Source organism: Kitasatospora sp. NPDC056731 (genome assembly GCF_040687675.1).
Taxonomy (GTDB): domain Bacteria; phylum Actinomycetota; class Actinomycetes; order Streptomycetales; family Streptomycetaceae; genus Kitasatospora.
In genome coordinates this window covers 1-22,706 of the sequence record NZ_JBFBNR010000032.1, presented here as the reverse complement: position 1 = coordinate 22,706, position 22,706 = coordinate 1, and the positions used below count along the sequence as shown (strand labels likewise).

At 71.4% G+C, this 22,706-nt stretch carries 18 protein-coding genes; 13 read left to right on the top strand and 5 right to left on the bottom strand.

Features of this window, described 5'->3' with window-relative positions; genetic code table 11:
• The first annotated feature begins 29 nt into the window (after positions 1-29).
• Positions 30-1,130, top strand: a complete 1,101-nt coding sequence (rlmN, locus tag AB0R04_RS27600) for a 23S rRNA (adenine(2503)-C(2))-methyltransferase RlmN (RefSeq protein WP_063347664.1) — start codon at positions 30-32, stop codon at positions 1,128-1,130.
• Positions 1,131-1,247: 117 nt separating this feature from the next.
• Here the strand turns inward: rlmN and AB0R04_RS27595 are convergent, their stop codons facing one another.
• The 4 genes from AB0R04_RS27595 to AB0R04_RS27580 form a co-directional block, all read right to left on the bottom strand.
• Positions 1,248-2,405 carry a hypothetical protein gene (locus AB0R04_RS27595; RefSeq protein ID WP_363375878.1) on the bottom strand — a complete coding sequence of 386 codons (1,158 nt, stop codon included), beginning with the start codon at positions 2,403-2,405 and terminating at the stop codon, positions 1,248-1,250.
• A 27-nt stretch (positions 2,406-2,432) separates the two neighbouring features.
• The gene (locus AB0R04_RS27590; protein WP_363375877.1) at positions 2,433-3,188 is read right to left on the bottom strand and encodes an ATP-binding cassette domain-containing protein; all 756 of its coding nucleotides are present in this window, start codon (positions 3,186-3,188) and stop codon (positions 2,433-2,435) included.
• Between the two features lie 211 nt (positions 3,189-3,399).
• Positions 3,400-4,794 carry an aspartate aminotransferase family protein gene (locus tag AB0R04_RS27585; protein ID WP_063347661.1) on the bottom strand — a complete coding sequence of 465 codons (1,395 nt, stop codon included), beginning with the start codon at positions 4,792-4,794 and terminating at the stop codon, positions 3,400-3,402.
• Positions 4,791-5,264: an Lrp/AsnC family transcriptional regulator gene (locus AB0R04_RS27580; protein ID WP_030243538.1), complete on the bottom strand. Its 474-nt coding sequence runs from the start codon at positions 5,262-5,264 to the stop codon at positions 4,791-4,793. Before AB0R04_RS27580 ends, AB0R04_RS27585 begins: the two co-directional genes overlap by 4 nt.
• 301 nt (positions 5,265-5,565) lie before the next feature.
• On the opposite strand from AB0R04_RS27580, the gene AB0R04_RS27575 reads away from it, so the two are divergent.
• The 3 genes from AB0R04_RS27575 to AB0R04_RS27565 all read left to right on the top strand — a co-directional run bounded on the left by AB0R04_RS27575 (position 5,566) and on the right by AB0R04_RS27565 (position 9,820).
• Positions 5,566-7,011, top strand: a complete 1,446-nt coding sequence (locus tag AB0R04_RS27575; protein ID WP_363375874.1) for a gamma-aminobutyraldehyde dehydrogenase — start codon at positions 5,566-5,568, stop codon at positions 7,009-7,011.
• Between the two features lie 182 nt (positions 7,012-7,193).
• Positions 7,194-8,552, top strand: coding sequence for an aspartate aminotransferase family protein (locus AB0R04_RS27570; RefSeq protein WP_363375871.1), 1,359 nt, complete (start codon positions 7,194-7,196; stop codon positions 8,550-8,552).
• A 68-nt stretch (positions 8,553-8,620) separates the two neighbouring features.
• Positions 8,621-9,820, top strand: coding sequence for a spermidine/putrescine ABC transporter substrate-binding protein (locus AB0R04_RS27565; protein WP_063347658.1), 1,200 nt, complete (start codon positions 8,621-8,623; stop codon positions 9,818-9,820).
• Positions 9,821-9,873: 53 nt separating this feature from the next.
• On the opposite strand, the gene AB0R04_RS27560 is transcribed toward AB0R04_RS27565, so the two are convergent.
• Entirely contained in the window at positions 9,874-11,529 is a 1,656-nt protein-coding gene (locus AB0R04_RS27560; protein ID WP_363375869.1) for a PucR family transcriptional regulator, read from the bottom strand.
• Between the two features lie 356 nt (positions 11,530-11,885).
• Between AB0R04_RS27560 and AB0R04_RS27555 the strand changes: the two genes are divergently transcribed.
• The 9 genes from AB0R04_RS27555 (at position 11,886) to AB0R04_RS27515 (ending at position 22,427) form a co-directional block, all read left to right on the top strand.
• Positions 11,886-13,397, top strand: coding sequence for a gamma-aminobutyraldehyde dehydrogenase (locus AB0R04_RS27555; protein ID WP_363375867.1), 1,512 nt, complete (start codon positions 11,886-11,888; stop codon positions 13,395-13,397).
• A gap of 67 nt (positions 13,398-13,464) precedes the next feature.
• Positions 13,465-14,715 (top strand): spermidine/putrescine ABC transporter substrate-binding protein, encoded by a 1,251-nt coding sequence (locus AB0R04_RS27550; RefSeq protein ID WP_363375864.1) that lies wholly within the window; start codon positions 13,465-13,467, stop codon positions 14,713-14,715.
• Between the two features lie 49 nt (positions 14,716-14,764).
• Positions 14,765-15,907, top strand: coding sequence for an ABC transporter ATP-binding protein (locus AB0R04_RS27545; protein WP_363375862.1), 1,143 nt, complete (start codon positions 14,765-14,767; stop codon positions 15,905-15,907).
• Positions 15,904-16,833 (top strand): ABC transporter permease, encoded by a 930-nt coding sequence (locus tag AB0R04_RS27540; RefSeq protein ID WP_350882859.1) that lies wholly within the window; start codon positions 15,904-15,906, stop codon positions 16,831-16,833. Before AB0R04_RS27545 ends, AB0R04_RS27540 begins: the two co-directional genes overlap by 4 nt.
• Positions 16,833-17,636 carry an ABC transporter permease gene (locus AB0R04_RS27535; RefSeq protein WP_063347652.1) on the top strand — a complete coding sequence of 268 codons (804 nt, stop codon included), beginning with the start codon at positions 16,833-16,835 and terminating at the stop codon, positions 17,634-17,636. The genes AB0R04_RS27540 and AB0R04_RS27535 overlap by 1 nt, the downstream gene beginning before the upstream one ends.
• A gap of 63 nt (positions 17,637-17,699) precedes the next feature.
• On the top strand, positions 17,700-19,094 hold the full coding sequence (locus tag AB0R04_RS27530) for an FAD-dependent oxidoreductase (RefSeq protein WP_363375858.1): 1,395 nt from the start codon (positions 17,700-17,702) through the stop codon (positions 19,092-19,094).
• 172 nt (positions 19,095-19,266) lie between these two features.
• Positions 19,267-19,698, top strand: coding sequence for a hypothetical protein (locus tag AB0R04_RS27525; RefSeq protein WP_363375855.1), 432 nt, complete (start codon positions 19,267-19,269; stop codon positions 19,696-19,698).
• Positions 19,699-19,769: 71 nt separating this feature from the next.
• Positions 19,770-20,570 carry a nucleotidyl transferase AbiEii/AbiGii toxin family protein gene (locus AB0R04_RS27520; protein WP_363375853.1) on the top strand — a complete coding sequence of 267 codons (801 nt, stop codon included), beginning with the start codon at positions 19,770-19,772 and terminating at the stop codon, positions 20,568-20,570.
• Between the two features lie 333 nt (positions 20,571-20,903).
• Positions 20,904-22,427 (top strand): CoA-acylating methylmalonate-semialdehyde dehydrogenase, encoded by a 1,524-nt coding sequence (locus AB0R04_RS27515; RefSeq protein ID WP_363375850.1) that lies wholly within the window; start codon positions 20,904-20,906, stop codon positions 22,425-22,427.
• Positions 22,428-22,706: the final 279 nt, after the last annotated feature.

The window sequence follows — 22,706 nt, the reverse complement described above, 5'->3', positions numbered from 1 at the left end:
CTCCCGGCGTCTGCGACACTGGATGAACCATGCCTAAGCCCGGAGAACTCACCTTTGTCGCGCCGCGCGGCGCCAAGCCCCCGCGACACCTCGCCGACCTGAGCCCCGCCGAGCGCAAGGAGGCCGTCGCCGAGCTGGGCGAGCAGCCGTTCCGCGCCAAGCAGCTCTCCAACCACTACTTCGGCCGGATGTCGAACGACCCGGAGGGCTGGACGGACATCCCCGCCGCCAGCCGGGAGAAGCTCACCGGGAGCCTGCTGCCGGAGCTGATGTCGGTCGTGCGGCACGTGTCCTGCGACGACGACACCACCCGCAAGACGCTCTGGAAGCTCTTCGACGGCACGCTCGTCGAGTCGGTGCTGATGCGCTACCCGGACCGGGTCACCATGTGCATCAGCTCGCAGGCGGGCTGCGGCATGAACTGCCCCTTCTGCGCGACCGGCCAGGCCGGGCTGACCCGCAACCTGTCCACCGCCGAGATCGTCGAGCAGATCGCCGCCGGGATGCGCGCGCTCAAGGCCGGCGAGATCCCCGGTGGCGAGGCGCGGCTGTCGAACGTGGTCTTCATGGGCATGGGTGAGCCGCTGGCCAACTACAACCGGGTGCTGGCCGCGATCCGCCGGCTGACCGACCCGGCGCCGGACGGTTTCGGCCTGTCCCAGCGCGGTGTCACGGTGTCGACCGTCGGCCTGGTCCCGGCGATGAACCGGCTGGCCGACGAGGGCCTCAGCTGCCGCCTGGCGCTGTCGCTGCACGCCCCGGACGACGAGCTGCGCGACGAGCTGGTGCCGGTGAACACCCGCTGGAAGGTCGCCGAGGTGTTGGATGCCGCGTGGAACTACGCGGAGAAGTCCGGCCGGCGGATCTCCATCGAGTACGCGCTGATCAAGGACATCAACGACCAGGCGTGGCGGGCGGACCTGCTCGGCCGGCTGATCAAGAACCACCGGGTGCACGTCAACCTGATCCCGCTGAACCCGACGCCGGGCTCCAAGTGGACCGCCTCCCGGCCCGAGGACGAGCGCGAGTTCGTCCGCCGGCTCCAGTCGCACGGGGTGCCGACGACCGTCCGCGACACCCGGGGCCAGGAGATCGACGGCGCCTGCGGTCAGCTCGCCGCGGCGGGCTGAGCCGGCGGGTCAAGGCAAACCGGCAGGTCAACGCAAGCCGGCGGGTCAACGCAAGCCGGCAGGCCAACGCAAACCGACGGGCCAACGCAAACCGGCAGGTCGGCGACAGCCGTAAGGTCAGCGCAGGCCGGCGGCCGCCAGTGCGGCGGTCGCCCCGCCGGTCACCAGCAGCGTGGTGCCCACCGCCAGGGTGCGCAGCGCGACCGCGCCGAACAGCAGCCGGGGCGAGGTGCCGAGGCGCAGCAGCACGTCGGTGACGTCCCGGCGGTCGGTGCGGACCTCGGCCAGCCGGGTGACCACGGCGGCGGCCGCGCAGCCGAGCACCAGGCAGGCCTCGACGGCGGGCAGCGCGTCGGCGCTGTCGGGCGTGCCGATCCAGTAGCGGATGGTGGTGAGCACCAGCGCGAGGGCAAGGGTGAGCACGGCCAGCGGAGGGCCGAGGCGGCGGGCCTGGGCGGTGAGTCCGCGGCCGGCCAGCAGCCGCAGCGGGGTGGGCCGGCCGAGCGCGAGCAGCCGCCCGGTCCAGGACAGCAACGGGCCGGTGAGCAGGGCGAGTCCGACCGCGCTGGCGGACCAGCCGCCGAGTGCGGCGGTGCTGGTGCTGCCGAGCCCGGCGGGCAGGTGGATCGGCCGGCCGTCGGCGGCGGCGCCGGGCCGCAGGGCGATGAGTTCGAGGGCGAGGCCGATCACGGCGAGCCCGACGGGCAGGGCGACCCGCAGGGCGCCGAAGCCGGTGCCGCCGCGGGTGCGGGTGCGGCCGCCGGGCAGGTACTCGGTGGGCGGGACGGCGCAGGCCGCGGCGATCCCGGCGGTGAGCGGGACCAGGGCGAGCAGGGCGACCGGCGCGACGGTCGGCAGCGGTACGCCCATGCCGAGGTCGCGGGCGAGCGCGGGCCCGGCGATGTCGTTGCGCAGGACCAGGAAGACCAGCAGGGTGAGCACGCTGCCGAGGGTGCAGGCGAGCACGACCTCACCGGCGATCAGGGTGCGGATCCGGCCGGAGCCGGCTCCGGCGGCGCGCAGGCCGGTGATCCGTTCGGGCCGCTGGGCGGGTACGGCGCGGGCGGCGACGGCCGCGAACCAGGCGACGGCGGCGAGCGGGGGCAGGCACCAGAGCAGTCGCACCAGCGCGTCCTCGCCGCCGAGCGGGTCGCTCATCGCCCGGCCGAGGGAGCGCAGCAGGAAGGCGGAGACCACGGCGGCGGCCAGCACGGTGAGCAGCCAGCGGCCGAGGTCGGGCACCCGGTAGCCCCGGGCCAGACGGAGATAGAACACGTCGACTCTTTCAGCGGCTCGGCGTCGTCAGCGGCGGGTGGCCGAGACGGCGGACGCGCCGGCCGCGCCCGGGACGGCGTGCCCGCGCGGGACGGGGGCGGCGGGGGCGGTGAGCCGTCCGTCGACGAGGGCGACGGCGCGGTCCGCGAACCGGACGAGCTCGGGGTCGTGAGTGGCCAGGACAAGGGTGAGCTGGTGTGACCGGGCCGCGCTGGTCAGTATCCGCAGGACCTGGTCGGCGGCCTCGCGGTGGAGCGGGGCGGTGGGGTCGTCGGCGAAGACGACGGGCGGCAGCGGGGCGAGGGCGCGGGCGACGGCGATCCGCTGGCGCTGGCTCTGGAGCAGCCGGTCGGGGCGCTGCCGGGCGACCTCGCCGACGTCGAGGCGTTCCAGCCATTCGTCGGCGGCGGTGTAGGCGGCCTTGTTGCCGGCGCCGGCGAGCAGCAGCGGCAGGGCAACGTTCTCCCGGGCGGTCAGTTCGGGTACCAGGTGGGGTTCGGAGCCGACGAAGCCGAAGCGGTCGCGGCGCAGCCTTTCGCGCCCGGCCCGGCCGAGGGTGTGGACGGGCGCGCTGTTGAACCAGACCTCGCCCTCGTCGACGGTGAGGAGGGCGGAGAGGCAGCCGAGGAGGGTGCTCTTGCCGGAGCCGCGCGGGCCGGTGACGGCGAGCACTTCGCCCTCGCGGACGCCGATCGAGATGCCCCGTAGGGCGGGGGTGCCGTGATGGGACTTGACGATCCCCCGGGCCCACAGCACGTCGTTGTCAGGCGGTGCCGCTGACATGAGGTTCCATCCTGGGTGGCCGCAGGGATATGACAGTCGTCAGATTAGAACGACTGGGGCCTGGTGCGGTTGCGGCGCTCTGGTCCATCGCGGGCAAATCACCCGCAATCAGGCATGTTTGATCGGCCGGCAGCGCCGGAAAACGCCGAAGGGCGGTCCCGGGGGAGTGGGACCGCCCTTCGGCGGAGGGTGGGGAAGGAGGATCAGGGGGTCAGATCTTCGCCCACGCGTCGGTGAGGCTGGTCCGCAGGATCTGCTCGATCTCGTCGAAGGTCGACTGGTTGGAGATCAGCGGCGGGGCCAGCTGGATGACCGGGTCGCCACGGTCGTCGGCGCGGCAGTACAGGCCGTTGTCGAAGAGGGCCTTCGACAGGAAGCCGTAGAGGACGCGCTCGACCTCGTCGTCGTTGAACGACTCCTTGGTGACCTTGTCCTTCACGAGCTCGATGCCGTAGAAGTACCCGTTGCCGCGGACGTCGCCGACGATCGGCAGGTCGCGCAGCTTGTTCAGGGTGCCCAGGAACGCGGCCTCGTTGTCGAGGACGTGCTGGTTCAGGCCCTCGCGCTCGAAGATGTCGAGGTTGGCCAGCGCCACCGCGGAGGAGACCGGGTGGCCGCCGAAGGTGTAGCCGTGCAGGAAGGTGTTGTCACCCTTGTAGAACGGCTCGGCGAGGCGGTCCGAGATGATCGTGGCGCCGATCGGGGAGTAGCCCGAGGTCATGCCCTTGGCGCAGGTGATCATGTCGGGCTGGTAGCCGAACTTGTCGGCGCCGAACATGGTGCCCAGGCGGCCGAAGGCGCAGATGACCTCGTCCGAGACCAGCAGCACGTCGTGGCGGTCGCAGATCTCGCGCAGGCGCTGGAAGTACCCGGGCGGCGGCGGGAAGCAGCCGCCGGCGTTCTGCACCGGCTCGACGAAGACGGCGGCGACGGTCTCGGCGCCCTCGTTGAGGATGGCCACCTCGATCTCGTCGGCGCACCAGCGGCCGTAGGCCTCGGGGTCGACCGTGCCGTCCGGGCCTTCGAGGAAGGCGGGGGCGCGGTAGATGTTGGTGTTCGGGGCCTTGTGGGTGCCTGGCACCAGCGGCTCGAACGGGGCCTTCAGGCCCGGCAGGCCGGTGATCGACAGGGCGCCCTGCGGGGTGCCGTGGTAGGCGACGGCGCGCGAGATGACCTTGTACTTGGTCGGCTTGCCGGTCAGCTTGAAGTACTGCTTGGCGAGCTTCCAGGCGGTCTCGACGGCCTCGCCGCCACCGGTGGAGAAGAAGACCTTGTTCAGGTCGCCCGGGGCGTAGTTGGCCAGGCGCTCGGCCAGCTCGACGGCCTTCGGGTGGGCGTAGCTCCACACCGGGAAGAAGGCGAGCTCCTTGGCCTGCTTGGCGGCGGCCTCGGCCAGCTCCTCGCGGCCGTGGCCGGCCTGGACGACGAACAGGCCGGCGAGGCCGTCGAGGTACTTGCGTCCCTTGTCGTCCCAGACGTAGGTGCCTTCGCCCTTGACGATCGTCGGCACGGGGGAGTTCTCGTACGACGACATGCGGGTGAAGTGCATCCACAGGTGGTCGTAGGCGGTCTTGGAAAGGTCCTTCTGCGCCGGGTCGGCTGTCATCGGGTGCCCCAGGTGTAGGTCTGTTTCCGGAGCTTCAGGTAGACGAAGCTCTCGGTGCTCCGCACGCCGGGAAGCGCGCGGATGCGCTTGTTGATCAGTTCGAGCAGGTGCTCGTCGTCCTCGCAGACCAGTTCGGCCAGGAGGTCGAACGAGCCTGCGGTGCAGACGACGTAGTCGACCTCGTCGAGGGCGGCCAGCGCGTCGGCGACGGGCTCGATGTCGCCTTCGACCCGGATGCCGACCATCGCCTGGCGGGTGAAGCCGACGGTGAGCGGGTCCGTGACGGCGACGATCTGCATCACGCCCTGGTCGAGCAGCTTCTGGACGCGCTGGCGCACGGCCGCCTCGGACAGGCCGACGGCCTTGCCGATGGCGGCGTACGGGCGGCGTCCGTCCTCCTGGAGCTGCTCGATGATCGCCTTGGAGGCGGCATCGAGGGGAACGCTCGCGTTCCGGTCGCGGTTGGCCACGCCGCCACTGTGCCTGATCGTTCCCCTGTTCGCAAGCGAGGAATCTGCTGATTTCGTCGTGATCTTGGAATCCGGGTACGGATTTCATCGCCTACATGTACTGCGCCTGTCGATACCAGCAGTCATGCGGCTACCCTGGCACGGTACGCGCGCAGCCCCGCAGCGCAGCGCGCGTTCCCCCAAACCAGTGGACCGCGCCGTCCAGGGCCCGGCCACCCGACACCCTTCGTGCGCCGGACCCGCCGACGTACCATGGCGCCGGAATCTGCAACGCCGCAGGCCCAGACCGAGGAGAGACCCCGTGAGCGACCTTCGCACGCTGCGCAACTACATCAACGGTGAGTTCGTCGACGCGGCGGACGGCCGCACGCTCGACATCGTCGACCCCACCACCGGTGAGGCCTACGCGACGTCCCCGCTGTCCGGTGCCTCCGATGTGGACGCCGCGATGGCCTCGGCCGCCGCCGCCTTCCCGGTCTGGCGCGACGCCACCCCGAGCACCCGCCAGAAGCTGCTGCTCAAGATCGCCGACGCGGTCGAGGCCCGGGCCGACGAGCTCGTCGAGGCGGAGGTCCGCAACACGGGCAAGCCGCGCGGGCTGACCCTCTCGGAGGAGATCGGTCCGATGGTGGACCAGATCCGCTTCTTCGCCGGTGCCGCCCGCATGCTGGAGGGCAAGGCCGCCGGGGAGTACATGGACGGGATGACCTCGATCGTCCGCCGCGAGCCGGTCGGCGTCTGTGCCCAGGTCGCGCCGTGGAACTACCCGATGATGATGGCCGTCTGGAAGTTCGCCCCGGCCATCGCCGCGGGCAACACCGTCGTCCTGAAGCCCTCGGACACCACCCCGGCCTCCACCGTCCTGCTCGCCGAGATCATCGGCGGCGTCCTCAAGGACCTGGAGCTGCCGGCCGGCGTCTTCAACGTGATCTGCGGCGACCGCGAGTCCGGCCGGCTGATGGTCGAGCACAAGACCCCGGCGATGGCCTCCATCACCGGTTCGGTCCGGGCCGGCATCCAGGTCGCCGAGTCCGCCTCCAAGGACGTCAAGCGCGTCCACCTGGAGCTGGGCGGCAAGGCCCCGGTCGTGGTCTTCGAGGACGCCGACATCGCCGAGGCCGTCGAGGGCATCTCGGTCGCGGGCTACTTCAACGCCGGCCAGGACTGCACCGCCGCCACCCGCGTGCTGGTGCACGAGTCGATCCACGACGCCTTCGTCGAGGCGCTGGCCAAGGCCGCGGCCGAGACCAAGACCGGCGGCGTGGACGACGAGGACGTGCTGTACGGCCCGCTGAACAACGCCAACCAGCTGAAGCAGGTGGCCGGCTTCATCGAGCGGCTGCCCGCCCACGCCAAGATCGAGGCCGGTGGCCACCAGGTCGGCGAGAAGGGCTACTTCTACGCCCCGACCGTCGTCTCCGGCCTGCGGCAGGACGACGAGATCATCCAGAACGAGGTCTTCGGCCCGGTCATCACCGTGCAGAAGTTCACCGACGAGGACCAGGCCGTCGACTACGCCAACGGCGTCGACTTCGCGCTGGCCTCCTCGGTGTGGACCAAGGACCACGCCCGCGCCATGCGGATGTCGCGCCGACTGGACTTCGGCTGCGTCTGGATCAACACCCACATCCCGCTGGTCGCCGAGATGCCGCACGGCGGCTTCAAGAAGTCCGGCTACGGCAAGGACCTCTCCGCGTACGGCTTCGAGGACTACACCCGGGTGAAGCACGTCATGACCGCGATCTAGCGGGTCGTGACGGTTGAGCGCTGTATGACGGCGATCTGATCGCATGTCCATCGTGTGAACGGACAATGGGCCCGGGTCCTTTCGACCCGGGCCCGGTGTCTTTGCATCCTGTCGGCCGTTCGCGTGACCGGCTGACAAGATGAAACTGCACTTCGGGGCCGCGACTCCCTAGCCTTACCGGCATGAGCATCCCCACCGCTGACTCAGCCGCCGGCCAGGCGGTCAAGGCCGCCGACCGCGCGCACGTCTTCCACTCGTGGTCCGCCCAGGCGCTGATCGACCCCCTCGCGGTGGCCGGCGCCGAGGGCTCGTACTTCTGGGACTACGACGGCAACCGCTACCTCGACTTCTCCTCGCAGCTGGTCAACACCAACATCGGTCACCAGCACCCGAAGGTGGTCGCCGCGATCCAGGAGCAGGCGGCGAAGCTCTGCACCATCGCCCCCGGCTTCGCGGTCGAGGCGCGCAGCGAGGCCGCCCGGCTGATCGCCGAGCGCACCCCCGGCGACCTCGACAAGATCTTCTTCACCAACGGCGGCGCCGAGGCGGTCGAGAACGCCGTCCGGCTGGCCCGGCTGCACACCGGCCGGCAGAAGGTCATGTCCGCCTACCGCTCGTACCACGGCGCCACCGCCAACGCGATCGCCCTCACCGGCGACCCGCGGCGCTGGGCCAACGAGACCGGCGTCTCCGGCGTGGTGCACTTCTGGGGCCCGTACGCCTACCGCTCCAACTTCCACGCCGAGAACGAGGCGCAGGAGTGCGAGCGCGCGCTGGAGCACCTGGAGCAGGTGATCGCCTTCGAGGGCCCCGGGACGATCGCGGCGATCATCCTGGAGACCGTGGTCGGCACCGCGGGGATCCTGATCCCGCCGGCGGGCTACCTGGCCGGGGTGCGGGAGATCTGCGACCGCTTCGGCATCGTGTTCATCCTCGACGAGGTGATGGCCGGCTTCGGCCGCACCGGCGAGTGGTTCGCCGCCGACCACTGGGGCGTCACCCCGGACCTGCTGACCTTCGCCAAGGGCGTCAACTCGGGCTACGTCCCGCTGGGCGGCGTGGCGATCAGCGCCGAGATCGCCGCCACCTTCGCCGAGCGGGCGTTCCCGGGCGGGCTCACCTACTCCGGCCACCCGCTGGCCTGCGCCTCGGCCGTCGCCACCATCACCGCCATGGCGGAGGAGGGCATCGTCGAGAACGCCAAGCACATCGGCGAGACCGTGCTCGGCCCCGGCCTGCGGGAGCTGGCCGAGCGGCACCCCTCGATCGGCGAGGTCCGCGGCCTCGGCGTGTTCTGGGCGCTCGACCTGGTGAAGGACCGCGGGACCCGCGAGCCGCTGGTCCCGTACAACGCGGCCGGCCCCGCCAACGCGCCGATGGCCGAGCTGGCCGCCGCCTGCAAGCAGCGCGGGCTCTGGCCGTTCGTCAACATGAACCGCCTCCACGTCGTCCCGCCGTGCACCGTCACCGAGGAGGAGGCCAAGACCGGTCTCGCGGTGCTCGACGAGGTGCTGTCGCTCGCCGACGTGCACACCGTCTGACGTACCGACCGGACGGCCCCGGGTGTCGCGCACGCCCGGGGCCGTCCCACGCTCCGGAGGCCTTCCCCATGCCCAGCAGCACCACCCCGACCCGCCCCCACAACTCCCGTACGATCCGCCGGCGTTCGGTGCTCGGCGGGGCCGCGCTGCTCGGCGCCGGCACGCTGACCGGCTGCGGCATCCCGTCCGCGTACGTCGCCGAGGACCGCCGCTCGGTCCAGGACCGCTCGGACCGCGAGCAGCGGCTCGCCTTCTCCAACTGGACCCAGTACATCGACACCGACGACCAGGGCCACCGGCCGACCCTGGACGCCTTCACCGAGCGGACCGGCATCGCGGTCACCTACACCGAGGACATCAACGACAACGACGAGTTCTTCGGAAAGATCAGCCCGGTGCTCACCCAGGGCGCCGACCCCGGCCGGGACCTCATGGTGGTCAGCGACTGGATGGCCGGCCGGTACGTCTCGCTCGGCTGGGTGCAGGCCATGGACCGGGCCAACCTGCCCAACGTCACCGCCAACCTGGACCCGCAGCTCGCCGACCCGGCCTTCGACCCCGGGCGTCGGCGCAGCGTGCCCTGGCAGTCCGGGATCACCGGCATCGCGTACAACCGCAAGGCGCTCGGCCGGGAGCTGAAGTCGACCGCGGACCTCTGGGCGCCCGATCTCAAGGGCCGGGTCACCCTGTTCGCCGGGCTGGACGAGGCGCTCGGGCTGCTGATGCTCGCTCAGGGTGCGGACGTCTCCCGGTTCGGCGAGGACGACGCGCACCGGGCGATGGATACCGTGCAGAAGATGGTCGACACCGGCCACATCCGCCGCTTCACCGGCAACGACTACACCAGCGACCTCGCCTCCGGTGCCGCCGTCGCCTGCCAGGCCTACTCCGGCGACGCCGTCCAACTGACCGCCCAGAACCCGGACATCGAGTTCGTGGTGCCGCAGGAGGGCGGCGAGCTGTGGGCGGAGAGCCTGATGATCCCCAATCGGGCCCGGCACAAGCGCAACGCCGAGCTGCTGATCGACCACTACTACCAGCCCGAGGTGGCCGCCGAACTCGCCGCGTTCGTCCAGTACATCTGCCCGGTGCCGGCCGCCCGCGAGGTGCTGGCGGCCAGCGGCGACAAGGACAAGGCCGAACTGGCGGAGAACCCGCTGCTCTTCCCGACCGACGAGATGCGCGCCCGGCTGCACACCATGCGCGACGTCACCTCGGCGGAGCGGCCCGAACTGCACAAGGTCTGGGGGCGCATCACCGGCGTGTAGGCCACCGGCGGTCAGCGGTCAGCGGTCAGCGGTCAGCGGTCAGCGGTCGGCGGTCAGCGGCGGACGGCGTCCAGGGCGAGCAGCGCCACGTGCAGGGAGAGGCAGGACTCCACCTGGTCGAGGTCGACGCCGAGGATCCGCTCGACCTTGTGCAGGCGGTCGTAGAAGGACGGCCGGGACAGGTGCGCGGCGTCGGCCGCCGCCGACTTGTTCCGGCCCTGCTCCAGGTAGATCCGCAGCATCTGCACCAACTGGCCGTTGTGCTCGGCGTCGTGGGCCAGCAGCGGGCCCAGCTCCCGCTCCACGTAGGTCTGCAGCCGGGCGTCGTCGCGCAGCAGGTGGAGCAGGCCGCGCAGCCGGACGTCCGGCAGCCGGTAGTACGAGGCGGCCCGGCCGCCGGGCGCGTCGTGCAGGGCCGCGTCGGCGACCTGGGTGGCCTCCAGCAGGGTGCGCCGGGCGTCCCGGACGGAGCCGACCGAGGAGCCGACCGCGACCACCGGGGCCGGTGCGGCGGCGGCGTCGTCCCGGCCGGCCTCGGCCGACATCCGGCGCAGCGTGGCCGAGAAGGCGTCCAGGGCGGCGTGCTCGTCCTGCTGGGTGCCGAGCGTGATCAGCACGCCGACGCCCTCGTCGTCCAGCGCGCCGACCAGGGCGGAGAGCCGGCAGGCCCGGACGGCTCCCGCGGCGAGCTCGGTGAAGTCGCGCAGCCGGGCCTGCGCCTCCAGGGCGGCCGGGATCGGGCCGCGCCGCTGCCGCAGCACCACCCCGACCAGCCGGCGGCCCTCCAGCGGGACGCCGAGCGCCTGGGCGCGCAGGGCCACCTCGGAGACGGTCAGCGCGTGGGTGAGGATGCCGGACAGCAGGGTGCGGTGGGTCTGCCGCTCCAGGCTCTCCCGGTCGCGCACCACCAGCCGGTTGAGCGCCAGAGCGGAGGCGCCGCGTTCCAGCAGCATGGTGTGCGGGTGGGCCTCGGTCTCGGGCAGCGGGCCCGGATCCTGCACCAGCACCAGTCGGCCCCAGTCCTGGCCGCGGGCGCCGACCGTGGTCACCAGCCAGCCGCTGCGCGGGTCGTGCCCGGTGCGGCCGGGCGGGCGGACCCCGCGGGAGCGGCGCTCCCAGTCCTCCAGCAGTTCGACCTCCGGGCGGCCGGCGGTGTCGTGGGCGAGCACCTGGTGCGCGAGGTTCTCCAGGACAACCGGCGCGCCCGCCATCCGGGCCACCTGGCGGATCACCTCGGGCGGCTCGGCGCCCTCCACCACCAGCTCGTTGAACACCTGGTGGACGGCCTCGGAGACGCGCAGCTGCTCCAGCTGGGCGTTGACCACCAGCGCGTGCACGGCCTCGGTGACGGCGACGAAGCGCAGCTCGCGGCGGAGCGTGATCAGCGGCAGGCCGCGCTGTTCGGCGGCGTGCACCAGGGCGCGGGGCAGCGAGTCGAAGTAGCGCCGGCCGTACTCGACGACCAGTCCGGCGACCCCCACCTCGTCCAGTTCGCGGACGTAGCGGGCCAGGCCCTCGCGGTCGTCGGGCAGCGCGATGCCGGTGGTGAGCACCAGTTCGCCGCCCTGGAGCATCCCGGCGACGTCGGGCAGTTCGCTCACGTGGACCCAGCGGACCGGCCGCTCCAGGTGGTCGGCGCCGGCGACGACCTGGGGCAGGCCGCGCCGCATCACCTCCAGGTCGAGCACACGGGCGACGGTGGGGAGCATCGCGGGCCTCCAGGGCCTTGAGGGACCAGAGTGTCAGGTAAATCATCCATCGCGGCGACGACCTGTCGCCCTCGGTGAACCCTTGCACCCTGTAAGGCCCTACCCGCCGAGGTTGTCGGAGTGACCCTTGTCACGCCGGGGCGGCAACGGGCATGGTCAGCGGGTCGGCTGTGGCGAAAAACAGACCTCACGCCGGAATCCATCGCGTTGCCGGAATGCAACAGCGGAATCCCTTGTCCGGAGTCCGCCGGACTGCCAGGATCGCGCAACCCCGGTGATCAGCCGGTCGGATTCCCCCACCGCACAACCGTGAGAATCGCCGTGGCAGTCGACCCACCGGCACTTGGAGGAACCAGATGGACCTGACCGACTTCGGCGCGGGCGCGCAGTACATCGCGGGCCGTCGGACCCGGGGGAGCGGCGAGCCCTTCCAGGTCGTCAACCCCGCGGACGGCAGCGTGGTCGAGCAGGTCGCCCTGGCCACCACCGGCGAGGTCGACGCGGCCGTGGCCGCCGCGAAGGCGGCCCTGCCCGGCTGGTCCCGCGCCACCCCCGGCGCCCGCTCCGAGGCGCTGACCGCACTGGCCGCCGTCCTGGCCTCGGCGAGCGCCGACCTCGCCCGGGTGGAGACCGCGCAGACCGGCAAGCCGGTCAAGCTGGCCACCGAGTTCGACGTCCCCGGCACCATCGACAACGTGGCGTTCTTCGCCGGCGCCGCCCGCAACCTGGAGGGCAAGGCGGCCGGCGAGTACTCCGGCGACCACACCTCCTACGTGCGCCGCGAGGCGATCGGCGTGGTCGGCTCGATCTCGCCGTGGAACTACCCGCTGCAGATGGCCGCCTGGAAGGTCCTGCCGGCGATCGCGGCGGGAAACACCATCGTGCTCAAGCCGTCCGAGCTGACCCCGCTCACCTCGCTGATGTTCGCCCGGGCCTGCACCGAGGCGGGCATCCCCGACGGCGTGGTCAACGTGGTCACCGGCGCCGGACGCACCACCGGCGAGCACCTGGTCGCGCACCCGGACGTCGCCATGGTGTCCTTCACCGGCTCCACCCCGGTCGGCCGCAGGGTCGCCGAACTCGCCACCGCGAGCGTCAAGCGCACCCACCTGGAGCTCGGCGGCAAGGCCCCGTTCGTGGTCTTCGACGACGCCGACCTCGACGCCGCCGTGCACGGCGCGGTCGCCGCCTCGCTGATCAACGGCGGCCAGGACTGCACCGCCGCCACCCGCGCGTACGTCCAGCGCCCGCTGTACGACGCGTTCGTGGCCGGCGTGGCCGAGCTGTACGCCGCGATCCGGATCGGCGACCCGCTCAACCCGCACACCGACCTCGGCCCGCTGGTCTCGTACACCCACCGGGACCGGGTGGCCGGCTTCGTCGAACGCGCCCGCTCCTACGCCACCGTGGTCACCGGCGGCCGCGCCCCGGAGAAGGGCCACGACGGCACCGACCTCACCCGCGGCGCGTACTACGCGCCCACCCTGATCACCGGCGCCGCCCAGGACAGCGAGGTGGTCCAGGGCGAGATCTTCGGCCCGGTGCTCGTCGTGCTGCCCTTCGACACCGACGACGAGGGCCTGCGGCTGGCCAACGACACCCCCTACGGCCTGGCCGCCTCCGCCTGGACGGGCAACGTGCACCGCTCGCTGCGCGCCACCCGGGAGATCGCGGCCGGGTGCGTCTGGGTCAACGACCACATCCCGATCATCAGCGAGATGCCGCACGGCGGCTACAAGGCGTCCGGCTACGGCAAGGACATGTCCCAGTACTCGCTGGACGAGTACACCCAGGTCAAGCACGTCATGTTCGACACCACCGCGGTGGCCCGCAAGGACTGGCACCGCACCGTCTTCGGAGACAGATAACCCCTGCCCAGGGGCGCCGCCCCCAGGGCGCCCCGATTCGACCTCTTACCCCCAGGAGGCCCGTTCCATGGCGTTCAACGAGTTCACCGACGGTCTGCCCGAACCGGTCCGCAAGGCCTGGGAACGCAGCCTGACCAGCGGCCGGGCCGCGATCGGCCGCCGCACCCTGCTGCGGGCCGCCGCGCTGACCGCCGGTGCGGGCACGCTGGCCGCCTGCGGGATCCCGGCGGCCAGGACCGTCGGCGGCGACTCGACCGCCAACGCCGCCAAGGACCTCTCGGACACCGAGAAGGTGGTCAACTTCTCCAACTGGCCGCTGTACATCGACACCGACGAGAAGGACAAGCAGAAGCACGGCACCCTGGACGCCTTCACCGCGGCCACCGGCGTCAAGGTCAGGTACAACGAGGACGTCAACGACAACGTCGAGTTCTTCGGCAAGGTCAAGCCGCAGCTCGCGGCCGGCCAGGACACCGGCCGCGACCTGATGGTCCTCACCGACTGGATGGCCGCCCGGATGATCCGGCTCGGCTGGGCGCAGAAGCTCAACCCGGCGAACGTCACCACCGCGATCACCACCATCGACTCCCGCTTCCGCGCCCCCGACTGGGACCCGGGCCGGCTGTACTCCTACCCGTGGGCCGGCATCCAGGTCGTCATCGCCTACAACAAGAAGGCGACCAAGGGGAAGGAGGTCACCAGCGTCTCCCAACTGCTGGACGACCCCGACCTCAAGGGCCGGGTCACCTTCCTCTCCGAGATGCGCGACAGCATCGGGATCACCCTGCTGGACCTGGGCAAGGACCCGGCGAAGTTCACCGCCGACGACTACGACGCCGCCGTCGCCCGGCTGCAGAAGGGCGTCGACAGCAAGCAGATCCGCCGCTTCACCGGCAACGACTACGGCCAGGAGCTGTCCTCCGGCGACATCGCGGCCTGCGTCGCCTGGGGCGGTGACCTGATCCAACTGCGCGCCGACAACCCGGACATCGAATTCGTCATCCCGGAGAAGGGCTACGTCTCCTCGACGGACAACATGCTGATCCCGGCCCGGGCGCAGCACAAGGCGAACGCGGAAAAGCTGATCGACTTCTACTATCAGCCGAAGATCGCGGCGCAGCTGGTCGCGGGCATCGGCTTCGTCTCCGCCGTCACCGGGATGAAGGACGAACTCGCCGCCCTCGCCCCGGACAGCGCGGCCAACCCGCTGGTCGTACCCACCCCCGAGATGGCGGCCAAGTCGCACGTGTTCCGCACCCTCACCGAGACCGAGGAGAGCGACTTCGAGCAGAAGTTCTCCAAGCTCATTGGCGCCTGACCCCCCCCACGCGCGGCCCACTCCCGGCAGAGAACCCAGGAAGACACCCATGACAGACCAGCAGCGCGACGCGGCTGCCGGCGGCGACGTCCGCCTCACCGGCATCGGCAAGACCTACGGCGCCTTCACCGCCGTCCACCCGCTCGACCTCACCGTCCCGCAGGGCTCCTTCTTCGCCCTGCTCGGCGCCTCCGGCTGCGGCAAGACCACCACCCTGCGCATGATCGCCGGCCTGGAGGAGCCCACCAGCGGCACCGTCCTGATCGGCGGCCAGGACGTCACCGCCCTGCCCCCGTACAAGCGGCCGGTGAACACCGTCTTCCAGAGCTACGCGCTCTTCCCGCACCTCGACATCTTCGAGAACGTCGCCTTCGGCCTGCGCCGCCGCGGCCGCAAGGACGTCAAGAAGCAGGTCGAGGAGATGCTGGAGCTGGTCGAACTCGGCCAGTACGCCCGGCGCAAGCCGCACCAGCTCTCCGGCGGCCAGCAGCAGCGCGTCGCCGTCGCCCGCGCCCTGATCAACCACCCCCAGGTGCTGCTCCTCGACGAGCCGCTCGGCGCACTCGACCTCAAGCTCCGCCGCCAGATGCAGCTGGAGCTCAAGCGGATCCAGACCGAGGTCGGCATCACCTTCGTGCACGTCACCCACGACCAGGAGGAGGCCATGACGATGGCCGACACCATCGCGGTGATGAACGGCGGCCGGGTCGAGCAACTGGGCGCCCCCGCCGAGCTGTACGAGAACCCCGCCACCACCTTCGTGGCCAACTTCCTCGGCCAGTCCAACCTGCTGCCCGCCGAGGTCACCGGCACCGACGGCGGCGACCTGCTGCTCACCGCGGGCGGCGTCCGCCTCGCCGTGCCCAAGGCGCGCTGCGCCACCGAGGCCAGGCAGGTCCACCTGGGCGTGCGCCCGGAGAAGATCACCATCGCGCACGCCTCCGCCGAGGTCGCCGACGGCCGCAACCGGCTGGCCGGCACCGTCCTCGACTCCAGCTTCATCGGCGTCTCCACCCAGTACGTGGTGCGCACCGACGGCGGCCAGGAGGTCACCGTCTTCGAGCAGAACATGGAGCGCGACGCCCGGATCGTCCCCGGCGCGCCCGTCCTGCTGCACTGGAACCCGGCGCACTCCTTCGCCCTGGACGCCGCGCAGGCGATCGACGCGGGCACCGCGGAGGAGGCCGCATGACCACCACCACCCCGGCCGCCCCGTCACAGGTCATACCGCTCGCGGAACCGGCACGGAAGCCGAAGCGCAAGCTCACCGCGTACTGGCTGCTGCTGCCCGGAATCGCCTGGCTCGTCGTCTTCTTCGCCGTCCCGATGGTCTACCAGGCGTCCACCTCGCTGCAGACCGGCTCGCTCGAAGCGGGCTTCAAGGTCACCTGGCACCTCGCGACCTACTGGGACGCCCTGGTCGAGTACAAGTGGCACTTCGTCCGCTCGTTCTCCTACGCGGGCATCGCCACCGTGCTCTGCCTGGCCGTCGGCTACCCGCTCGCGTACACGATCGCCTTCAAGGCGAGCAAGCGCTGGCGCAACGTCATCCTGATCCTGGTCATCGCGCCGTTCTTCACCAGCTTCCTGATCCGCACGCTGGCCTGGAAGACCATCCTGTCCGACGGCGGGCCGGTGGTCGGGGTGCTCAACACCCTGCACGTCCTGGACGTCACCAACGCGCTCGGCCTCACCTCCGGCGACCGGGTGCTCGCTACGCCGCTCGCCGTGGTCTGCGGTCTCACCTACAACTTCCTGCCGTTCATGATCCTGCCGCTGTACACCTCGCTGGAGCGGATCGACCCCCGCCTGCACGAGGCGGCCGGCGACCTGTACGCCCGGCCGTTCACCACCTTCCGCAAGGTCACCTTCCCGATCTCGCTGCCCGGGGTGGTCGCCGGCACCCTGCTCACCTTCATCCCGGCCTCCGGCGACTACATCAACGCCCAGCTGCTGGGCTCGCCGAGCGAGCAGATGGTCGGCAACGGCATCCAGAAGCAGTTCCTGAACGTGCTCGACTACCCCACGGCTGCCGCACTGAGCTTCATCCTGATGGCCCTGATCCTGGGCATGGTGACGGTCTACATGCGCAAGGCCGGGACGGAGGAACTGGTCTGATGTCCCGGATTACCAAGTGGATACGCGCCCACCTGGTGGTGCTGGCCGGCGTGCTGGCCCTCGCCTACCTGGTGCTGCCCAACCTGGTCGTGCTCGCCTTCTCGTTCAACAAGCCGGTCGGCAAGTTCAACTACGAGTGGAACGAGTTCTCCACCGACGCCTGGACCAACCCCTGCGGCGTGGCCGACATGTGCCAGTCGCTCTCGCTCAGCCTGCAGATCGCGGTGCTCGCCACCATCGGCGCCACCGTGCTCGGCACCATGGTCGCCTTCGCACTGGCCCGCTACCGCTTCCGCGGCCGCTCGGCCACCACCGCGATGATCTTCCTGCCGATGGCCATGCCCGAGGTGGTCATGGCCGCCTCGCTCGGGACCCTGTTCCTCAACATGCGCATCCCGTTCGGCTTCACCACCATCCTCATCGCGCACATCATGTTCTGCCTCAGCTTCGTGGTGACGGCCGTCAAGGCCCGCGTGATGAGCATGGACCCGAGGCTCGAACAGGCCGCCCAGGACCTCTACGCGACCCCCACCCAGACCTTCCTGCGGGTCACCCTGCCGCTGGCCGCCCCCGGCATCGCGGCGGGAGCGCTGCTCAGCTTCGCGCTCTCCTTCGACGACTTCATCATCACCCAGTTCAACTCGGGCCCGACCACGGTCACCTTCCCGATGTTCGTCTGGGGCGCGTCGCAGCGCGGCATCCCGGTACAGGTGAACGTCATCGGCACCGCGATGTTCATCGCCGCCGTCGCGCTGACCGTCGCCGGCCAGTGGCTGGGAAACCGCCGGAAGGCCACCGCCTGACGTACGGTCGGGTGTGGTGGCCGAACAAACCATCGCCTAAGTACAGAAAGTGGCTGATAATGCATGGACTCCGCCCGCGCACTCAGTGACGCCAGGCCCACCCCCTTCTGGCTGGAGGACCCGGGCCGGCCGGCGGCGCTGCCCGCCCTGGTCGGCGACACCACCTGCGACCTGCTGGTCGTCGGCGGCGGTTACTCCGGCCTCTGGACCGCCCTCATCGCCAAGGAACGCGACCCCTCGCTGGACGTCGTGCTGGTCGAGGGCAACGAGGTCGGGTGGGCCGCGTCCGGGCGCAACGGCGGATTCTGCGCGGCCAGCCTCACCCACGGCTTCGGCAACGGCCTGCAACGCTGGCCCGCCGAACTCGCCCAGCTGGAACGCCTCGGTGCCGCCAACCTGGACGGCATCGAGGCCACCCTCAAGCGCTACGGCATCGACGCCGAGTGGGAGCGCACCGGCGAGATCGACGTCGCCACCCAGCCGCACCAGGTCGAGGAACTCCACGAGATCGCCGAGGCCGTCGCCCGGTACGGCTTCGACATCACCGTCCTGGACGCCGACGAGCTGCGCGCCGAGGTCGACTCGCCGACCTTCCTCGGCGGCCTCTGGGACAAGGAGGGCGTGGCGATGGTCCACCCCGCCAAGCTCGCCTGGGGCCTGCGGGACGCCTGCCTGGGCCAGGGCGTGCGGATCTTCGAGCACACCCGGGCCACCGACCTGCGGGAGTACGGCAGCGGCATGGCCGTCCGCACCCCGTACGGACGGGTCTTCGCCCGGCGCGTCGCACTCGGCACCAACGTGTTCCCGTCGCTGGTCAAGAGGGTCCGGCCGTACATCGTGCCGGTGTACGACTACGCGCTGATGACCGAGCCGCTCAGCGACGAGCAGCTCGCCGCGATCGGCTGGCGCGGCCGGCAGGGACTCGGCGACAGCGCCAACAAGTTCCACTACTTCCGGCTCTCCGCCGACAACCGGATCCTGTGGGGCGGCTACGACGCCGTCTACCACTACGGCGGCCGCGTCCGGCACGAGTACGACCAGCGGCCGGAGACCTTCCGTACGCTGGCGAACCACTTCTTCCGCTGCTTCCCGCAGCTGGAGGGCCTGCGGTTCACCAACGCCTGGGGCGGCGCCATCGACACCTGCAGCCGGTTCTCGGCGTTCTTCGACACTGCCTACCGGGGCAAGGTCGCGTACGCGGCCGGGTACACCGGGCTCGGCGTCGGCGCGACGCGCTTCGGCGCCGAGGTGATGCTCGACCTGCTGTCCGGCGAGCGCACCGAGCGCACCTCGCTGGACATGGTGCGCAGCAAGCCGCTGCCGTTCCCGCCCGAGCCGGTGCGCTGGGCCGGGATCGAGATCACCACCCGCTCGCTGGAGCGCGCGGACCGCAACGGCGGCCACCGCAACCTCTGGCTGCGCACGCTCGACCGCATGGGGCTCGGTTTCGACAGCTGACCTCGTCGTCCGTGAGCTGACCTCGCCATCCGTGCTATCCGTGTTATCCGTGCTATCCGTGTAAGAGAGACCCGCCGTCCGCCTCTCCTTGGTGACGGCGGGTCTCGGTCTCCCCGCCGCGTCCCGACCAGGGCGACCCGACCAGAACCAGCGGCAAGAAGCGGGGACAGACATGGAGAGCACCGGACTGCACTGGCTCGCCCAGGTGGCAGCGGACCCGGAGGCCTTCCGGGAGCAATGGGAGCGCACCGGGCTGGGGCTGATGCTGCTACCGGCCGGCCGCCGCTGGGACGTCCTCTCCGTCCCCGGACGGCTCGGGCGCCCGGCCCTGGAGATCTTGGACACCGGCTCCTGCGGCCCCGTCCTCACCGACTTCGGGGACGAACACGTCAGCTTCCTGGTCCCCGTCGGCACCGCCGCCCGCTGGATCGGCACAGGCGTGCGCAGCGCGGGGGAGGGCACCTGGATCGTCGTCCCGCACCCCGAGCGCCGCAGCCGCGGGGTCCGCTGGCTCGTCCCGCCCGACGGCTCCGGACGGCTCAACGACCCGGTGCTGCTGGAGCTCGCCCTGCACGAGGCCGCGGCCGGGCTCAGCGGCTGGTGATCGCCCGCCCCGGGCTCCGGGCCCAGGGCGGCGGTGGCGCGCGGGGCGGGCGGTCGCGTCAGACTGGAAACGTGACCACCGCCCCGGACGCCGTCGACGCGCCCCTTCGACCGGGCCACACCCAGCTGCGCCTCGCCGCACTGGCGGCCCCCGTCTGCGACCGGTACGGGCTCGCCCTGGCCGGTGGGCACGCGCTGCGCGCCCACGGCGTCGCGGCCTGCCCGCAGGACGGACTCACCCTGGTGACCGGCGGGGCCGACCTACCGGAGGTGGCCGCCGCGCTGGGCGAGGCCTACCGCGCGGCCGGCGGCGGGGTCGCCGAACGCCCGGGCACGCCGCGGCTGGAGCAGCTCACCGTCCGGCTCGCGCTCGGCGGGCGGTCGCACTCGGTGGAGCTGCGGAAGGAGCCGCTGGCGCACCGGCCGGTGCGCTTCGACCTCGCCGCGCCCCCGCCCGGCGAACCGGCGGCGGTCCTGCCGGTGGCGCTGCCGGTCGCCCTGCCAGTTGTGCTGCCGGTCGTCGCCCTGGAGGACGCCGCCGCGCTCACCACCGCGCTGCTGGTGGACAGGGGCATGCCGCGGGACCTGGTCGACGTGCACGCCCTCACCGACTGCTACCGGGAGGGCGAACTCATCGCGCTGGCAGGCGAATTGGACGCGGACTTCCAGCCCGCGGCGCTCGCCGACCGGCTGGAGACGCTGGCCGAGGCGGCGGACGGCCGGTTCCGGGCCCGGGGTGTCGCGGCACGCGCGGTCGGCGGGCTGAAGCGGTGGGCGCTCGCCTGGGCCCAGGACCTGCGGCTGGACCTGCTGGAGACCCAGGAGGCGGCCGACGGTCTGCACGACCCGTACCTGGAGGACGAGGAGTCCTGAACGCGGGGTGGCGGCGCTTCGTCCTCGCGCGTTCGTCTTGGCGCGTTCGTCCTGCCGCGTTAGTCCTGGCGCGTTCGTCTTGCGGGGTCGTCTTTGCGGGTCCGGCTTCACACGTTCGTTCGCGCCCCCTCACCCATTCGGCCGAGCAACCGGACGACCTGTAAGGCTGAATCCGCGATCCCCGTCAGCCTGTTCGTTGAGGCCTGGCGCGGCGAGCACCAGACTGGAGACGAACGCGGTAGCCCCGTGAATCCCGTCGCCCGGCCCACTCGCGGGCGGCGCCAGACAGGACCGGCGGCAGGACGCCGCCCGGGACTTCGGAGGCAGACGGACTTGAGCAAGCACATCACTCACTGGATCGGCGGCGAGCCCGTCGCCACCGCCGGCGCGGCGCCCCGCCGCGGTGACATCTTCGACCCGGCCACCGGCCAGGTCGCCGGCCAGGTCGACTTCGCCGGGATCGCCGAGGTCGACCAGGCCGTGGCCGCCGCCGCCTCGGCCTTCGCCGAGTGGCGCACCGCCTCGGTCGCCAAGCGCACCACCGTGCTGTTCGCCTTCCGCGAGCTGCTGAACGCCCGCCGCGACGAGCTGGCCGCGATCATCGTGTCCGAGCACGGCAAGGTCCACTCCGATGCGCTCGGCGAGATCGCCCGCGGCCTGGAGGTCGTCGAGTACGCCTGCGGCATCCCGCAGCTCGTCAAGGGCGGCTTCACCGAGCAGGCGTCCACCGGCGTCGACGTCTACTCGATCCGCCAGCCGCTCGGCCCGGTCGCGATCATCTCGCCGTTCAACTTCCCGGCCATGGTGCCGATGTGGTTCTTCCCGCTCGCCATCGCGGCCGGCAACACCGTCGTCCTGAAGCCCTCGGAGAAGGACCCGTCCGCCGCCAACTTCCTCGCCGAACTGTGGAAGGAGGCCGGCCTGCCGGACGGCGTCTTCAACGTCGTGCACGGCGACAAGGCCGCCGTGGACCGCCTGCTGGAGCACCCGGACGTCAAGTCCGTCAGCTTCGTCGGCTCCACCCCGATCGCCCGCTACGTCTACGAGACCGGTACGCGTTACGGCAAGCGCGTGCAGGCCCTGGGCGGCGCCAAGAACCACATGCTGGTCCTGCCCGACGCCGACCTCGACCTGGCCGCCGACGCCGCCGTCAACGCGGGCTTCGGCGCGGCCGGCGAGCGCTGCATGGCCGTGTCCGTCCTGGTCGCGGTCGACCCGATCGGCGACGAGCTGGTCGACAAGATCAAGCAGCGGATCGCCACCCTGAAGGTCGGCCCCGGCTGCAACGGCGACTCCGAGATGGGCCCGCTGGTCACCGGCCAGCACCGCGACAAGGTCACCTCCTACGTCGAGTCCGGGATCGCCGACGGCGCCGAGCTCGCCGTGGACGGCCGCAAGCACCCGGTCACCGCCGAGGACGAGAACGGCGCCCCGACCTCGGACGGCTTCTGGCTCGGCCCCACCCTGTTCGACCACGTGAAGCCGGGCATGTCCGTCTACAACGACGAGATCTTCGGCCCGATCCTCTCCGTCGTGCGCGTCGCCTCCTACGACGAGGGCCTGGCGCTGATCAACGCCAACCCGTACGGCAACGGCACCGCCCTCTTCACCAACGACGGCGGCGCGGCCCGGCGCTTCCAGTTCGAGGTGGAGGTCGGCATGGTCGGCATCAACGTGCCGATCCCGGTCCCGGTCGCCTACTACTCCTTCGGCGGATGGAAGGCCTCCCTGTTCGGCGACGCCCACGCGTACGGCCCGGACGGCGTGCAGTTCTTCACCCGCGGCAAGGCCGTGACCCAGCGCTGGCTGGACCCCTCGCACGGCGGCATCAACCTCGGTTTCCCCACCAACAGCTGATCCCCCCGCCCCGCGGTCGTGCCGGCCGGACCCCTCTCCCCGGGGTCCGGCCGGCCCTTTGCACCCCGTTTGCATCCGGTCGCGATCACGCGTAGAGTTCTTCGAGCTGCCTGGCTGGGAGCACCGGACACGCATTGGCGCGGACGGTCCCGGGGTAGCCAATCCTTTTGAAACACCATTTCCTGGTTCGGGCTGGGTCGCGTCTTGTCGCGGCTTGGTTCTTATTCGGCGTGTTCGTTTTATTGGATTGCGGCCGATTCGCTTTTCGGAGCAGGGATC

Coding starts and splice junctions, on each gene's coding strand:
- rlmN (WP_063347664.1), top strand. CDS start 30: ATGCCTAAGCCCGGAGAACTCACCTTTGTCGCGCCGCGCGGCGCCAAG.
- AB0R04_RS27590 (WP_363375877.1), bottom strand. CDS start 3,188: ATGTCAGCGGCACCGCCTGACAACGACGTGCTGTGGGCCCGGGGGATC.
- AB0R04_RS27585 (WP_063347661.1), bottom strand. CDS start 4,794: ATGACAGCCGACCCGGCGCAGAAGGACCTTTCCAAGACCGCCTACGAC.
- AB0R04_RS27570 (WP_363375871.1), top strand. CDS start 7,194: ATGAGCATCCCCACCGCTGACTCAGCCGCCGGCCAGGCGGTCAAGGCC.
- AB0R04_RS27565 (WP_063347658.1), top strand. CDS start 8,621: ATGCCCAGCAGCACCACCCCGACCCGCCCCCACAACTCCCGTACGATC.
- AB0R04_RS27560 (WP_363375869.1), bottom strand. CDS start 11,529: ATGCTCCCCACCGTCGCCCGTGTGCTCGACCTGGAGGTGATGCGGCGC.
- AB0R04_RS27555 (WP_363375867.1), top strand. CDS start 11,886: ATGGACCTGACCGACTTCGGCGCGGGCGCGCAGTACATCGCGGGCCGT.
- AB0R04_RS27550 (WP_363375864.1), top strand. CDS start 13,465: ATGGCGTTCAACGAGTTCACCGACGGTCTGCCCGAACCGGTCCGCAAG.
- AB0R04_RS27545 (WP_363375862.1), top strand. CDS start 14,765: ATGACAGACCAGCAGCGCGACGCGGCTGCCGGCGGCGACGTCCGCCTC.
- AB0R04_RS27540 (WP_350882859.1), top strand. CDS start 15,904: ATGACCACCACCACCCCGGCCGCCCCGTCACAGGTCATACCGCTCGCG.
- AB0R04_RS27535 (WP_063347652.1), top strand. CDS start 16,833: ATGTCCCGGATTACCAAGTGGATACGCGCCCACCTGGTGGTGCTGGCC.
- AB0R04_RS27530 (WP_363375858.1), top strand. CDS start 17,700: ATGGACTCCGCCCGCGCACTCAGTGACGCCAGGCCCACCCCCTTCTGG.
- AB0R04_RS27525 (WP_363375855.1), top strand. CDS start 19,267: ATGGAGAGCACCGGACTGCACTGGCTCGCCCAGGTGGCAGCGGACCCG.